A 14,109-nucleotide genomic window follows, 5' to 3' on the forward strand; every position below is an offset into this window, starting at 1 on the left:
CGGGCCAAGACCAGCGGACACCGTTCAGTAACGGCCTGGGGCTCCGAGTTCTTCTTGCTCTCGGTCCGCCGGGTTTACCCACACGTAGTGGTTCTCCGACTTCGTCAGCACCGCCAGCATGTCGTCGTGCACAGCCTGCAATTGCTCCGCCGTTCGCGACGTGAAGCGGCGGGCCGCGGCGATCGCCGCCGCTTCGTCAGGCGCCAACCGCTGCAATAGCAGGACATCTGCTTGCAAGGCCACGTGGGCCCGCTGCGGCGTGAACCGGTGCAGCACCATGACTCGCGTCTGCCACGGCGCGGGCTGCGCCGGGGACGGCGGTGATTCCGCGTCGTACAGGGACAGGACCGGTGCGTCCGCCGAGGCCACGACTCCCGCCGGGGCGCCCGGTTCCAGCACCGCGACCCGGTCGGCACGACCCGTCGCCGCCTGCCCGAGGTCCGACCAGCCCGCCGGTTGGTCGGTGAACACCAGGACCTTCGCGCCGAAGCGCAACGCCCGGTAGGCCAGCAGGCGCGCCGCCCAGGACGCGCCGACCAGCGCGATCGACACCGGTTCCGGCTGGAACAGCGTCATCGTCACCGGGAAGCCCGCCTGGTTGCGGCCCAGCGGGAAGCCGAAGGACGTGCCGGTGAGCTGCAGCAGGTCCAGTTCCTGTTCGGTGGCCTGGTGCCGGCCGATGTCCAGCCTCGGCACCGAACGCTGCTTGCGCGGCCGCCAGCCTTGAGGCTTGCGCACCTCCACCGTCGGCGTGTCGTCCTGACGCGGGCCGGGTCCGCCGGGTGGCAGCGGCGCGGCGACGGCCTGCGCGGACGCCACCGACGCGGACGCGGCGGCGGTGTTCGTCAGGACCGCGCCGCCGGCCTGCTGGTTCCACTCCGACGTGCCGAGCGCGGGCGCGAACGCCGCGTCGTCGGCGTCCTGGCCCTTCGGAACCTCGACCGGCCCCATCGTCTCCGGCGGCTTCGCCACCGAGATCACCGGAACTTGCTTTGCCACAACGGGTTTCGGCGCCTCCGGCCGCGCGACGGCGGGCGGCGCGACCGCCGACTGCACCGGGTGCTGGCCCTCGTTCACCGCGCCCCTCCTCCGGTCGGCGCCGAGGCGTACACCGCGGGCATCTGCTGTCCGTCCAATCTGGACAACCGGCCGCCCGCGTGCTCGACGAGGCGCGCCACCAGCTCGCAGGTCTGCTCGTACCGCTGCGCGTCGGCGGCCACCCGGACCAGCGCGGACAGATCGGTGTCGCGTTGCCCCGGCTCCAGCGCGATCGAAATGCTGACCTGCGCGTCCGGCACCTCCGCCAGCGCCGACATCAGCAGCGAACCGCGCTCCGGGTTCGGCCACGACCGCATCCAGAAGCAGCCGTGCCACAACCTGGTGGAACGCCAGGAATCCCACTCCTCGTGCGGCTGCACGGGCCGCCGATCCGCCGGTTCGGCCAGGTCGCAGGAGCGCACCAGCGCATCGAGCAGGCCGTTGGTGTCGAGCGGGCGCGCGCGCAGTCCCCTGCGCCGCAACAACCTCTCGACCCGCCTGGCCAGTTCGGCGAGCAGCACCGGGACATCCGGATCGCTGCTGCTGTCCACTGCCGACTCCGCGACCACCTGCGCGTCCAGCCGCACCGCGATCCACACCACTTCGTCGCGCCGGTTCGTGCCCGGCAGCGGCGCGCTGTGCAGGGCGACCTGCACCACCACGCCCGGCTGCTCGGTCGCGATCCGCGCCAGCGCCGCCATCGGAACCGGCGGCCGCGGCCCCTCGTCGTCGGCGACCTCCAGCACGGCGAACCAGCCCGCGCCGTCGCTGCCCATGCCCAGGCGGGAATCCCCTTCGCCCGCAACGTTTTCCACGGTCAGGTCGGGAGCCAGCTCGCACAGCGCGGACAGCCTCGGGTCGTCGCGGCGGGCCGCGACGATGCCTCGCCTGCGGCGGAATCGAAGGCGGAGCCAGAGCATCTCGGTCCACCACTGGTCGCCACGCCAGCCGAAGGTGGCCACCGCCGCGGCCACTCCGATCAGGCCGCCCACGATCAACGCCCACAGCGCCTGGAACACGAAGAAGCACAGAGCGAGCTGCACGACCTCGAAGGCGAGCAGCCGCGTTAGGCTGATCGGACCGATGCGGCCCGGCCTGCGCTGCGGGCGGAACCACTCGTCATCCCGCGAACGGCCGAACGGGCTCGACTTCGGCGGTGCGCTGGTCTGGCTTGTCATCGAAGGCGGATCCCTCCCACGCGGCAAGGCTATCCCGACCACGGCGCCGCGGACAGTACCCGATTCGACACCAGCCGTACCCGAACCGCACCACACCGCCGCCGAAATCCCGGCTCCGGCCGCACAGCCAGCGGATACGCCGCAGGATGACCGGCGATCCGCGCGTCAGCACGCTGCCAGCAGCGTTCGGCACGCTGGGCAGGGCGTGCACCCGTGTCCGGAAGGCTTGGCAGGTGGCGGCCCCGCTGCTCGAAATCGACGACGTTCCTGGAACCGAACGGCCTTCGGCGGCCGGCGATTCGGTGCGCCTCTACCTGGCCGGGATCGGCCGGACCGAACTCCTCGACCGGGCCGCGGAAACCGACCTGGCCGAACGCGCGGCGACCGGGCTCCGTGCCGAAGAGGCCCTGGAAATCCCGGATCTGCCCGCGGCCCGCCGCATCGAGCTGCGAGCCGTCGCCGACGACGGGCGCGTGGCCAGAGCCGCGCTGGTGGAGGCGAACCTGCGGCTGGTGGTGAGCATCGCCAAGCGCTACACCGGGCGCGGCATGCCGCTGCTCGACCTGATCCAGGAGGGCAACGTCGGGCTGCTGCGCGCCGTCGAGAAGTACGACCACAGCCCGGGTTTCCGGTTCGCGACCTACGCGACCTGGTGGATCCGCAAGGCGATCAGCCGGGCGCTGGCGGACCAGTCGCGCACCATCCGGCTGCCGCTGCACCTCACCGAGCAGCTGACCCGACTGGCGCGCCTGCGCCGGGAACTGACGACGAAGCTGGACCGGGCGCCGGGACACGACGAACTCGCGCGAGCACTGGACATCCCGGTCCGCCAACTGCTCGAACTGCTCTCGCTCGCGCAGGAACCACTGAGCCTGGACCAACCGACCGGGCCGAACGGCGGCACCCTGGCCGACCTGCTGGCCCTGCCCGACGACGGCGAAGCGACGGGAATCCAGTTGCTGCGCAACGAGATCGAGGACGTGCTCGGCACCCTCAGCCCACGAGAGCAGCAGGTCATCCGGCTGCGCTGCGGCCTCGACGACGGACGCCAGCGAACGCTGGCGGAGATCGGCCACGAGCTCGGCGTGACGCGCGAGCGGATCCGCCAGTTGGAGCACCGAGTCCTGCGCAAGCTCCGCGAACCGGCCCGAGCGGACCGCCTCCTCGCCTACGTCGGCTGACCCGGCCCAGCGGCCCCCACCGGCGGATCGAGGTGAACGGCCTGTTCGCTCCGATAGAAGAGGTGAACGGCCCGTTCACGCCACCCGCCCGGCGTTACCGGTTTCGAGCGAACGGACCGTTCACCTCAATAGACGAGACGAACAGGCCGTTCACTCCACCCACCCCATCCCCAGGCCCGCACCGCGTGGATTTGGCGCGAACGGTCCGTTCACCTCGACAGCCGTGGCTCCCCCGGTGCTACTCGCGGCCGGCCGACGTGAAGCTCATGTCGGCGTAGCGGGTGCCCGCGACCTTCGCCGAGATCGGCTCCAGGAGCTCCAGGTCCGCCGCCGTGAGCGCCAGGTCGGCGCCACCGAGGTTCTCGTCGAGCCTGGTGCGGCGCCGGGTTCCCGGGATCGGGACCACTGCCAGGCCGTCCTGCTGCGCGTACAGCCAGGCCAGCGCCACCTGCGCGAGCGTCGCGTCGTGCCGCTGCGCGACCTCCCGCAGCGGCGCCAGGAGCTCGGCGTTGCTGGCCGCGTTCTCCCCGGAGTACTGCGGGAAGTTCCGCCGGAAGTCGCCGTCCGACAGCTCCGCCGTGTTGGCGAACGCCCCGGTGAGGAAGCCGCGGCCGAGCGGCGAGTAGGGCACGAGCGCCACGCCGAGCTCCTTGGCCGCCGGCACCGCGGTGTTCTCGACGTCGCGGTTGAACACCGACCACTCGCTCTGCAGCGCCGCGATCGGGTGCACCGCGTGCGCGGCGCGCAGCTCGGCGCCGGTCACCTCGGATAGCCCGAGGTGGCGCACCTTGCCCTCGGCGACCAGTTCCGCCATCGCCCCGACGGTCTCCTCGATCGGCACCGTCACGTCGCGCCGGTGCATGTAGTAGAGGTCGATCACGTCGATGTCGAGGCGCCGCAGGCTCGCCTCGGCCGCCGCGCGGACGTAGGCCGCGTCGCCGCGGAAGCCCCGGTAGTTCGGGTCTTCGGCCTTGCGGACCAGGCCGAACTTGGTGGCCAGCACCACCTGCTCGCGGTTCGCGTTCACGAACGGCGCGAGGAACTCCTCGTTGGCGCCGGAGCCGTAGATGTCGGCCGTGTCGAACAGCGTCACGCCGCGCGCCAAGGCGTGCTCCAACGTGCGCCGGGCCTCGTCCTGGTCGGTCGGGCCGTAGAACTCGCTCATCCCCATGCAGCCCAGGCCCTGCGCGCCCACCACCGGGCCGGATCCCAGCTGAACCTGCCGCAACGTCATCTCGTTTCCCCTTCGGATCGGCTGCCATCGATGCTGGCCGCCGTCGCGGGCGCGCGGCAGGGCGCGTTTCTCCTGGGTGTGGCACACCCAGGCTGGCGGCGTGGCAGCATCGATGGGGTGAGCAACGAGCTGGGCAGCTTCCTGAAGGCGTGCCGGGCGCGCCGGAAGCCGGGCGACGTCGGCATCACGGCCGGACCCGGCGTGCGGCGGACGCCGGGCCTGCGGCGCGAAGAGGTCGCGGCGGTGGCCGGGATCAGCATGGACTACTACACGCGGCTGGAGCAGGGCCGCGAGCGGCACCCGAGCGAGGCGGTGCTGGACGCGCTGGCGCGGACGCTGCAGCTCGACGCCACCGAGCGCCAGTACCTGAGCAACCTGGTCAGGCACGCCTCGGGAGGCCCGAATCCGGCGCTGCGGGAGGCCGAGCCGGTGCGGCCGACGGTGCTGCGGCTGCTCGACATGGTCGGCGAGGCCCCGGCGTACGTGCTGGGCGGCGGGAACGACATGGTGGCGGCGAATCCGGCGGGCCTCGCGCTGCTCACGGGCATCGACCAGTGGCCCGCGCAGCGGCGCAACACGACCCGCTACCTGTTCCTGCACCCGGCGGCCCGGACGCTGTTCGTGGGCTGGCGCGAGGTGGCGCAGCACTCGGTGGCCGACCTGCGCGCGACCTACGGCGACAACCCGGCCGACCGGCGGCTCACCGCGCTCATCGACGAGCTCACCACCAAGAGCGAGGAGTTCCCGGCGATGTGGGCGAGCCACCAGGTGCAGCCGAAGGCTGCGGGCGTGAAGCGCTTCGACCACCCGGCGGTGGGCCGGATGGACCTGGACTACGAGGTCCTGGCGGTGCGCGGCGGCGACCAGCGGCTCGTCATCTACCAGGCCGAGCCGGGCACCCCGGACCACGACGCGATGACGCTGCTGGGCATCGTCAGCCGCCGCGAGGAGCCGCACCGAACGCACCACGGGTGATCCGGGGGCTGACGTACTGTCGGCGGGTGCTTCGAGCTGACTACCCGATCAAGACCGACCGCCTGTTGCTGCGCCCGTTCACCACCGACGACACTGCGGACGTCTGGGCCTACCAACGTCAACAGGACGTCGCCCGCTACCTCCTGTGGGAGCCGCGCGACCGCGATCAGGTGCGGGACGCCGTCGCGCAAATGGCCGAGGAGACCGGGCTCGGCGCCGAAGGCGACTGCCTCAGCCTCGCGGTGGTGTCGCCGGAGCTGGACGCGGTCGTGGGGCAGGTCGAGCTCGTCTGGCACAGCGAGGCGAACCGGCAGGCCGAGGTCGGCTACATCTTCAACCCCGACTACCAGGGCAAGGGCCTGGCCACCGAGGCGGCCCGCGAAGTCCTCCGCCTGGGCTTCGAGGACCTCGGCCTGCACCGGATCATCGGCCGCTGCAACGCCCTGAACGCCGCCTCGGCGCGGCTCATGGAGCGCCTCGGCATGCGCCGCGAGGCGCATTTCCTCCAGAACACCCAAGTCAAGGGCGTCTGGCGCGACGAACTCGTCTACGCGATCCTCCGATCCGAATGGCAGGACCGGCCTTAGCCATCGCTCCTGAATGGCGCGTGGGAACGGGGGGTTTTCGCGAAATCGCCATCCCACGTGAGGGCCGTGCGGCGATTTCGCGCGAAATCGCCGCCACTGGGCTCCGTCGGGACGAGCCAACGCCTCAATCACCGCTAGCACTTTTGGGCAGCCGGACGGCCCGAAAGCGAAGAATTCCCGCTCTGCACGTATCGACCCGGTTTCAGATCGGATTTCGACGGTGCCGAATCGCTCGAACGGTGGAATGGTGGAGCCCTGCAGTTGATCAACCGAGGATACGGCGACAGTCCGACGCGTCCCACAGCGGCCAACCGGCTGCGCCCGGGATTCGTGAGCACTTCGGATCGCTACGGCAATCCACAACGCTCACGAGCGCTCGCGGACCACTGGCAGGGTCGGTGATCAACCGCGAACCCCACAGGTCCACTTAGGACACCAGTTCTGGTTTTGCGAGGTAGCAAACTTTGACTGCCAGGAAGCTCCACTGGTGGCGAGCCGCCGTGATCACGGCGAGCGTCACCGGGCTGCTGACCGGCGCAGCCCACACTGCCCTCGGTGCCGACCCGGACGCCGCCCCGATGACCCCGGCGGCGCCCGACACCGTCGAGCAGCGCGCCTTCGAATCGGCCGCCGTCGAATTCGGCATCCCGATGCCGCTGCTGATGGCGACCTCGTTCCAGCTCACCAGGTGGGAAGACCACAACGGCGAGCAGAGCGTGGCCGGCGGCTACGGCCCGATGCACCTGACCGACATCGATCCCGACCAGCTCCGCAGCGAGAACCCGAAGCTGCAGAAGCTCGGGGACCACCCGACGCTGCACACCCTGACCGAGGCCGCGAAACTCGTGGACCTGCCGCCGGAGCAGGTGAAGCGCGACCCGGAGCAGAACATCCGGGCCGGTGCCGCACTGCTCGCCCAGCGCGCCAAGAACCTCGGCGAGGGGAAGCTGCCGAACAACATCGGCGGCTGGTACCCGGCGATCGCCGAGCTCAGCGGCAGCCCGCAGGCCAGCGGCGCGCAGTCCTTCGCCGACGACGTCTACGACGTGCTCGGCCAGGGCCGCGCCCGCACCACCTCGACCGGCCAGCGACTGGCGTTCGCCAAGATCCCCGAGGTGCTGCCGGACCGGGATCTCAGCGGCACCAACCTGAAGAACGTCGAGGACGCCCCGCTCGGCCCGAAGCCGGAATGCCCGGCCGAGCTGGACTGCCGCTACATCCCGGCGGCCTACGCCCCGACCGATCCGCAGGATCCCACCGGCGGCTACGGCAACTACGACACGGCGAACCGGCCGAAGGACGTCAAGATCGACTCCATCGTCATCCACGACACGGAGACCTCGTACCAGACGGCGATCTCGGCGTTCCAGAACCCGGCGCACGGCGCGGCGTCGCACTACATCGTCCGCTCCTCCGACGGCCAGATCACGCAGATGGTCCCCACCAAGGACATGGCGTGGCACGCCGGCAACTGGGACCAGAACATGCGCTCGATCGGCATCGAGCACGAGGGCTTCGCCGCCGAGGGCGGCAAGTGGTACACCGAGCAGATGTACCGCTCGTCGGCTGAGCTGGTGAAGTTCCTGGCGGACAAGTACGACATCCCGCTGGACCGCGAGCACATCGTCGGCCACGACGACGTCAGCGCCGACAACCCGGCGAAGGCCGGCGGCGAGCACTACGACCCGGGCCCGTTCTGGGACTGGGCGCACTACATGAAGCTGCTGGACGAGCCGCTGGACGGCGACACCGGCGGCGACGACGTGGTGACCATCTTCCCGCGGTTCGACGCGAACCGCCCGGAGGTCGTCGAGTGCCAGAAGGACAAGCCCTGCCAGACGCTGCCGGCGCAGGGGGCGAACTTCCTGTACCTGCGCACCGAGCCGCGCGATGACGCGCCGCTGATCGGCTCGCCGACGGTGCACCCGGACGGCTCGCCGGGCACGACCCGGATCGAGGACTGGTCGGCCAAGGCCAACACGGGCCGGCAGTACGCGGTGGCGGAACGCTCGGGCGACTGGCTGGCCATCTGGTTCGACGGCAAGAAGGCCTGGCTGAAAGACCCGGGCGGCACGAACACGGCACCCGCCGACGGCGCCGACCTGGTCACGCCGGTCCGGGACCAGATCCCGACCTACGGCCTGTCGCTGCCGCAGCCGGGCGAATACCCGTCCGGCATCGACCCGCGCAAGATCAAGCCGCTGCCGTACAAGGTGCCGGCCGGTCAGGTGTACGTCGCGGGCGAGGAGACCAAGGCGCTCGACTACAACGTGGTCTACGACGGGCTGAACGACCCGAACAACCACAAGGTGATCGCCGGCGACGAGGTCTACGTCCCGATCTCGTACAACTACCGCTGGGTCTACGTGAAGGAATCGGACCTCAAGTCGGTCTGACGATCATCGGCGGAGCGCCCCGTCCGCGGGGCGCTCCGCCGTTGACCATCTACCGCTTAGTTCCGGTGGTGTTGGCGCACGTGTTCCACCTGGTGCTCTTCGCAAACCTTGTCACCCTTGAGGCAGCGGTGGTGGTGTTGTTCCTGCGGGGCGAGCTGCGATGCCACCGCAGGCGCCGGGCTGACGGCGAACAACGCGGCCGGGGATAGCGCGGAAACTCCGAATAGCAGCGGCAGCGCCAGCGCGAGGCCGAGCACGCCGCGCAGAGCAGTACGCATCACCGATGCTCCTTCATCGACGTTCGGTGAGGTCCCGAAGCACGCCGAGCCCGGTGGACATTCGAAGACCCCGGTGTTCGCCGACCCGAATCGATGGAATCCGGGTCCGCCACAAAAGCCTACGCGCGCGCACCTGCCGAATCCCGAGACCAAAGTCCCTCGGTACCGATCATGTCCCCTGTGGACATCCGCCGCGGTTCCCGGATGATCCCTCCCGCGACATACTGGCGGGATGAGCGAGCGGACCCTGGGACTCATCGGATCGGCGGCAGGCGGCGTGGAGCAGATCCGCCCGGCCCTGATCGAACCGGCCATCGCGCGGGGCTGGCGGGTCGCGGTGACGCTGACGCCCGCGGCCGGCGCGTGGCTGCGGGCGCTGGGCGAGGTCGAGCGGATCGAGCAGGTGACCGGCCTGCCGTGCCGGGTCGAGCCCCGACTCCCCGGTGCCGGCCGCCCGCACCCGCCCATCGACCGCTACCTGGCCTGCCCGGCGACGGCGAACACGGTCGCCAAGCTCGCCCTCGGCCTAGCCGACAACCAGGCCCTGACCACGCTGGGCGAGGCGATGGGAACCCCCGATATCCCGGTGGTGGTGTTCCCGAAGATCAACGTCACGCAGGTCCGCCTCCCGGCGTGGAAATCGCACGTGGAAACCCTGCGCCAAGCCGACGTGCAACTGCTGACGGGCGACGACTACTGGCCCCTGCAAGGCCCCAGGAGCGACCAGGCCCTGGAGATCCCCTGGCTCAAGATCCTCGAAGCGGCGCTCGACGACCGGACCTGAGCCCGGTCCTCAGCGCCCGTGCTCCTACTACCGCTGCTGGTGCTGCTGCTGATCTTGCTGCTGCTGGTGTTGTTGCTGGTGCTCCTGGCAGACCTGGTCGTCCGGGTTGCACTCATCGGTCTGCTGCTGCGGGGCGAACTGCACCACCGCAGGCGCCGGAAGGGCGGCGAACGCGGCCGGGGCGAGCGCAGCGACTCCGGACAGGAGTGGCAGCGCCAGCGCGAGGCCGAGCGAACGGCGCAGAACAGTACGCATCACAGATGCTCCTTCGGTTGATGTTCGCCGAAGCCCGCGAAATCCCGATGGGCGAACCCGTGCCCCGGTAAGTTCCGATCCGGATCGCGATAACCCGGCTCCGCCAAAGAACGCTACGCGCGCACAAGCACCGACTCCTGAGGCCAAAGGCCCGGGAAGCCGGCCCGTGAACGGTTGAGGCACGCACAAGTTGGGGTGACGCCAGTGGACGATGACTTGACGCTCGCGGACGTGGTGGACGGCGCCATCGGCAGGTGGCAGCTGATGCGGAGCGAGTCCGCCGCGGAGGTGGCCGACCGGAACTTCCGGACCTGGCTGTTCGAGACCCTCCCGGAGCAGGCGGCGAGCAGCGGCCCGTACGACCCGCGCGACCACGCCTACATCGTGTACGAGACCGCGACGGCGCTCTACCGCGCGGGCAACATCACCGACTCGTTCCTGCTGCTGCGCTGGTACGGCGAGCACTACGCGCACCACCCGGACCCCGAACTGGGCGCGCGGGTGATCGACATGCTGACCGACCTGTGCGCCTACACCGGGCAAGCCGACGCGGCCGCGAACGCCGCCGCAGCAGGTGTCCTGCGCGACGTGGTGGACGCCGTCCGGGGCCCGGTGGACGTCCGGGTGGAGCGCGCGCTGTGCCGGGCGCTGGCGATCCACGCGCACCTGCGCGGCGATCACCTCGCGGCGGGCGACCTGTCGAGCAAGCGCAAGGAACAAGCGGCGTTGTGGGCGGAGATCTTCCGGCGGTACCGGCACAACGCGGATCCCGAACTGCGCGGGAGAGCGGCGCAGGGCTTGTACAACACGGCGCTGGTGTCTCTCCAGTCGGGCGATGAAAGGGCCGCGCGGGAGAAGTTCGGCGAGCTCGTGACGTCGTTCGGCCAGGCTCGGGGCGGGAATCCCGACGTGGACGAATGGCTCAGCCGGGCGGAGCACGCGGGCGCGGTGCTGGACGGGTTCGCGGTCGGCGAGCCCGAGCTGAACCTCGACTACCTGGAAAAGCAGCGCGACTGGGACCGCAAGAGGCGGCGCAAGGGCTTCGGCCTGCCGTGGCTGCTGGCGGGCGCCCCGCGGAACCACATGGCCGAGCTCGTCCGCGTCGCCCGGCAGAAGCACCAGAGCTCGGTCGGCCAGGTCCGCAGCTGGCTGTGCTCGGGCGAACCGTTCGTGCTCCTGCTGCGCAACTTCGGCCTGGCCGAGGAGTCGGCCACGTCTTCGGCGCTCGCGTCGGTCCTCGAAGACCCCGACGACCCGCAGGGCGACTACGTGCAGACCATCGTGCACCGCGACTGCAGTGCCGCGCTGGCGGAACTCGAACTCGCGGCGCCGATGATCACGGTGGCCAGCACGAAGGCGGGCGAGCTGGAGCTGTCGTCCGCGTTCGGCCAGTTCGTCCCCAGGGCCGCCCTGTACCTCCCGGACGCGACGTGGTTCGAGACCGTCGCGAAGCTGATCCCGCTGGCCGCCCAGGTCATCGTCTGGGCGGCGGAGCTGACGCCCGCCCTGGCCCAGGAGATCGCCTGCCTGCGGGAGCACGGGCGCATGGCCGACACGCTGATCATCGTGGACGAACCGCCCTCGGTGATCCAGCAGGCGTTCCTGCCGCGCGGCAAGAACGAGGTGCTGACGACGAACCACCCGGCGCTCGCGGAGTTCCCGAACGTGGTCGACGCACGGGAGTTCAAGAACCGTGGCGTCGCCGATTCCCCGCCCCTCCAACAACTTCTCATCGCGCTGGCGGCGGCCCGCGAGGTCCCGATCGAGCAGCGCATCGACCGGATCAGGACCCACCTGGCCTAGGCAGGAGGCAGAAAGTCCTTGGTCCGGCCCCGCTCGGCGGGCGCAGTCTGGCGCTGTGCCCGAGGAGGACTTCGAGACGGCGCTTGCGGAGCTCGCGGATTTCCCGCTGGTGGAGGCGATTTTCGGCCGCCGCTCGCGGCGTTTCGCCCTGGGCGACGAGATCCCGGACGGCCCGCTCGCCTACCGCTCCAGGCACGAGCCGGTGCCCCTGACGGACCTGGAGCGGATGCTCGTGCTGAGCGCGATGGGCGGCACGACCGGCTGGCACTACTCGATCACCCGGGACGCCCGCTACGCCCCGCACGTCTCGAACTACGCCGGTGCCGCCGCCGGACGCACCTTCCCGTCCGCGGCCGGGATCCACACCGCCGAGTTGTTCTGCACCGACGACTCCGGGCTCTACTTCTTCCCGACCCGCGACGCGGGAGCGCTGGTCGACCCGGCCGTCGAGGAGGTCACCCCGGAGCTGCTGGTCGAGCGGCACCGCGAGCGGCTGCACCTGCTCTCGCCCGGGCGGCTGCACCTGCCGGCCGAGGAGCCCTACCTGGAGGGGCACAACACCTGGTGCGTCAACGTTCCCGGTTCGCTTCTGGTCATCCCGGTGGCGGACATCGCCCAGCACCTCATCGCCATCCTGTGCTTCTTCGCCCAGAACGGCTACGCGATCTACGACGACGTCAACGGCCGCGAGCTGCCCGGGCTGGCGGAATTCGGCGGGCTGGTCGACGTCGAGGAGCCGTTCCCGCTCACCTTCACCGAGCAGTACGCGCTGACCGAGGCGACGGCGGAGCTGGCATCCGCCTGCTACGCGGGCGTGCTGGTGCTGCAGGCGATGGGGCTCGGCGGCTGGATGTTCGACGGGATCGACCGCTTCGCGATGCTCGGCGCCTCGGGCGACCCCGACGTCCCCGGCCTCGGGTTCCGCTACGACGAGGACGAGCGCTGGCCGACCCCGAACCCCACCGGCCGGGAAGGCGTCTTCGAGGCCTTGTGCCCACCGCGGTACCGCGACATGGCGGCGGCGGTCGAGGCGTTCGCCGAACGCAAATTCGGCCCCGGCGGGCCGTTCCACCGCGACACCCCGGGAGCCTGGACCGACAGCCCGGGCTTCCGCGGCAGCGCCCTGGTGCACGACGCCGAGTTCAAGGCGTGCGTCGCGCTCCAAGCGCAGTACGTCCTGGACACCTTCGGCAAGTTCCCCGGAACGGTGCCGACGGTGTTCATCATGAACTACGTCCAGGCCCACCACCTGGACCTGGACTTCTACGACCGCTTCTTCAAACCCGGCGCCTACCTGCACACCCACACCACGCACATGCAGAAGTGGCACGCCGCAGAAGCCCAGACCTAGACGTGGACGATCTCGGAACCACTCGGATCGCGAACGTCATGCCGGGGGGAAGTTCCACAGCTGGGTCAACGCTCCCGACCGCTGGTCCATGACCGCCCAGTAGTTGCCACCGGTGTTGAACGGAGTCACGACGCGGCCGTCCGACCGGGAACTGATCAGGTGCCCGTTGCCGGCGTAGGGCAGCTCCCATTGCTGGTTGCGGCCCTGTGCGCAGTTCTGCTGCACAACCGCCGTCCGCCCGTCGGGCGCGTTGTAGTTGCCGACCGTGAGGCAGAGGTTCGTGTCGATGTTGCGAATCTGGTAGTAGCCGGTGCCGAGGACCTCCGCCCGCCACAGCTTGCCGCCCGGAGCCTCCTCGACGGCGTTCGCCCAGGTGACGACGTTCTCGGCCTTGTTCGAGCCGTATCCAGTCGGGATCAGTTTCTGACCGGAACTCACGTTGACGATCCGGACAGCGGGTTGGCGGACGTCACCGGCCCCCTGGCGCGCTTCGTCGGCTTGCGCGGCGGAGACGGCCCCGGCAGTAGGGAGCAGGACCGTGGCCACTGCTAGCGAAGCGACCTGGAGGATTCGCGAATACATGAGAGCTCCTTCCCGAGCTGATTCGGACACGAGCACTTCCGCCGTTGTCCGGCGACGACATTCCCGTCACTCCCCGGAAACCGCCCACCGAGCACGACCAACGGGTGTCCCCCCACCCGCCCGGGTACCAGTCCGCGCGTGACCGGTCAGGATCCGAGCACGGCCGAGGTTCATCGGCGCACTGCTGCGCGCAGACCTGATCGACGGCTTCGCAGTGGTCCCCGCGCTGCTGGGCGGCCTGCGCCTGTCCGGGCAGGGCATTCCGGCCTCGACCTGGTCCCTGCGGCAATCCACCACCTTGCCGGACGGCGCCATCGGCCTGCACGACAGCCGAGCCCGACCGGCTCCCGCGGGCCTGACACCGGTGGCGGTTTCGCGCGAAACCGCCACCCCGCCCCACGCGGAACGCCGGTTTCGCGCGAAACCGGCGCCCTGCACCCCAGGCGTCCAACGCCCCACGCGTGCCC

Annotated in this window: 13 protein-coding genes; 7 read left to right on the forward strand and 6 right to left on the reverse strand. The window is 70.5% G+C overall.

The window, feature by feature from the left end; genetic code table 11:
• Positions 1-24: 24 nt before the first annotated feature.
• On the reverse strand, positions 25-1,077 hold the full coding sequence (locus BLW84_RS35185; RefSeq protein WP_093274591.1) for a hypothetical protein: 1,053 nt from the start codon (positions 1,075-1,077) through the stop codon (positions 25-27).
• Positions 1,074-2,216, reverse strand: a complete 1,143-nt coding sequence (locus BLW84_RS35190; protein ID WP_093274593.1) for a type VII secretion protein EccE — start codon at positions 2,214-2,216, stop codon at positions 1,074-1,076. Before BLW84_RS35190 ends, BLW84_RS35185 begins: the two co-directional genes overlap by 4 nt.
• Before the next feature lie 146 nt (positions 2,217-2,362).
• Here BLW84_RS35190 and BLW84_RS35195 point away from each other — a divergent pair, with 146 nt between their 5' ends.
• Positions 2,363-3,397, forward strand: a complete 1,035-nt coding sequence (locus BLW84_RS35195; protein WP_093274594.1) for a sigma-70 family RNA polymerase sigma factor — start codon at positions 2,363-2,365, stop codon at positions 3,395-3,397.
• Between the two features lie 238 nt (positions 3,398-3,635).
• Here the strand turns inward: BLW84_RS35195 and BLW84_RS35200 are convergent, their stop codons facing one another.
• The gene (locus BLW84_RS35200; RefSeq protein WP_093274595.1) at positions 3,636-4,631 is read right to left on the reverse strand and encodes an aldo/keto reductase; all 996 of its coding nucleotides are present in this window, start codon (positions 4,629-4,631) and stop codon (positions 3,636-3,638) included.
• A 117-nt stretch (positions 4,632-4,748) separates the two neighbouring features.
• Here BLW84_RS35200 and BLW84_RS35205 point away from each other — a divergent pair, with 117 nt between their 5' ends.
• The 3 genes from BLW84_RS35205 to BLW84_RS35215 all read left to right on the forward strand — a co-directional run bounded on the left by BLW84_RS35205 (position 4,749) and on the right by BLW84_RS35215 (position 8,589).
• Entirely contained in the window at positions 4,749-5,606 is an 858-nt protein-coding gene (locus BLW84_RS35205) for a helix-turn-helix transcriptional regulator (RefSeq protein ID WP_245761608.1), read from the forward strand.
• A gap of 26 nt (positions 5,607-5,632) precedes the next feature.
• Positions 5,633-6,193 (forward strand): GNAT family N-acetyltransferase, encoded by a 561-nt coding sequence (locus BLW84_RS35210; protein ID WP_093274754.1) that lies wholly within the window; start codon positions 5,633-5,635, stop codon positions 6,191-6,193.
• Positions 6,194-6,657: 464 nt separating this feature from the next.
• The gene (locus BLW84_RS35215) at positions 6,658-8,589 is read left to right on the forward strand and encodes an N-acetylmuramoyl-L-alanine amidase (protein WP_143061208.1); all 1,932 of its coding nucleotides are present in this window, start codon (positions 6,658-6,660) and stop codon (positions 8,587-8,589) included.
• A 56-nt stretch (positions 8,590-8,645) separates the two neighbouring features.
• Here BLW84_RS35215 and BLW84_RS35220 read toward each other — a convergent pair whose 3' ends face one another.
• Positions 8,646-8,870 carry a hypothetical protein gene (locus tag BLW84_RS35220; protein WP_143061209.1) on the reverse strand — a complete coding sequence of 75 codons (225 nt, stop codon included), beginning with the start codon at positions 8,868-8,870 and terminating at the stop codon, positions 8,646-8,648.
• A gap of 229 nt (positions 8,871-9,099) precedes the next feature.
• On the opposite strand from BLW84_RS35220, the gene BLW84_RS35225 reads away from it, so the two are divergent.
• Entirely contained in the window at positions 9,100-9,651 is a 552-nt protein-coding gene (locus BLW84_RS35225; RefSeq protein WP_093274605.1) for a flavoprotein, read from the forward strand.
• A 27-nt stretch (positions 9,652-9,678) separates the two neighbouring features.
• On the opposite strand, the gene BLW84_RS46700 is transcribed toward BLW84_RS35225, so the two are convergent.
• Positions 9,679-9,906, reverse strand: coding sequence for a hypothetical protein (locus BLW84_RS46700; protein WP_143061210.1), 228 nt, complete (start codon positions 9,904-9,906; stop codon positions 9,679-9,681).
• A gap of 204 nt (positions 9,907-10,110) precedes the next feature.
• On the opposite strand from BLW84_RS46700, the gene BLW84_RS35235 reads away from it, so the two are divergent.
• Positions 10,111-11,709, forward strand: coding sequence for a hypothetical protein (locus tag BLW84_RS35235; RefSeq protein WP_093274619.1), 1,599 nt, complete (start codon positions 10,111-10,113; stop codon positions 11,707-11,709).
• A 55-nt stretch (positions 11,710-11,764) separates the two neighbouring features.
• Positions 11,765-13,060, forward strand: coding sequence for a hypothetical protein (locus tag BLW84_RS35240; RefSeq protein WP_093274621.1), 1,296 nt, complete (start codon positions 11,765-11,767; stop codon positions 13,058-13,060).
• 36 nt (positions 13,061-13,096) lie between these two features.
• On the opposite strand, the gene BLW84_RS35245 is transcribed toward BLW84_RS35240, so the two are convergent.
• A complete protein-coding gene (locus BLW84_RS35245; RefSeq protein WP_093274622.1) occupies positions 13,097-13,642 on the reverse strand; it encodes an RICIN domain-containing protein in 546 nt (181 codons plus the stop codon).
• Positions 13,643-14,109: the final 467 nt, after the last annotated feature.

Source organism: Saccharopolyspora shandongensis, from assembly GCF_900106995.1.
Lineage (GTDB): Bacteria > Actinomycetota > Actinomycetes > Mycobacteriales > Pseudonocardiaceae > Saccharopolyspora > Saccharopolyspora shandongensis.

Coding starts and splice junctions, on each gene's coding strand:
- BLW84_RS35190 (WP_093274593.1), bottom strand. CDS start 2,216: ATGACAAGCCAGACCAGCGCACCGCCGAAGTCGAGCCCGTTCGGCCGT.
- BLW84_RS35195 (WP_093274594.1), top strand. CDS start 2,363: ATGACCGGCGATCCGCGCGTCAGCACGCTGCCAGCAGCGTTCGGCACG.
- BLW84_RS35200 (WP_093274595.1), bottom strand. CDS start 4,631: ATGACGTTGCGGCAGGTTCAGCTGGGATCCGGCCCGGTGGTGGGCGCG.
- BLW84_RS35225 (WP_093274605.1), top strand. CDS start 9,100: ATGAGCGAGCGGACCCTGGGACTCATCGGATCGGCGGCAGGCGGCGTG.
- BLW84_RS46700 (WP_143061210.1), bottom strand. CDS start 9,906: ATGCGTACTGTTCTGCGCCGTTCGCTCGGCCTCGCGCTGGCGCTGCCA.
- BLW84_RS35245 (WP_093274622.1), bottom strand. CDS start 13,642: ATGTATTCGCGAATCCTCCAGGTCGCTTCGCTAGCAGTGGCCACGGTC.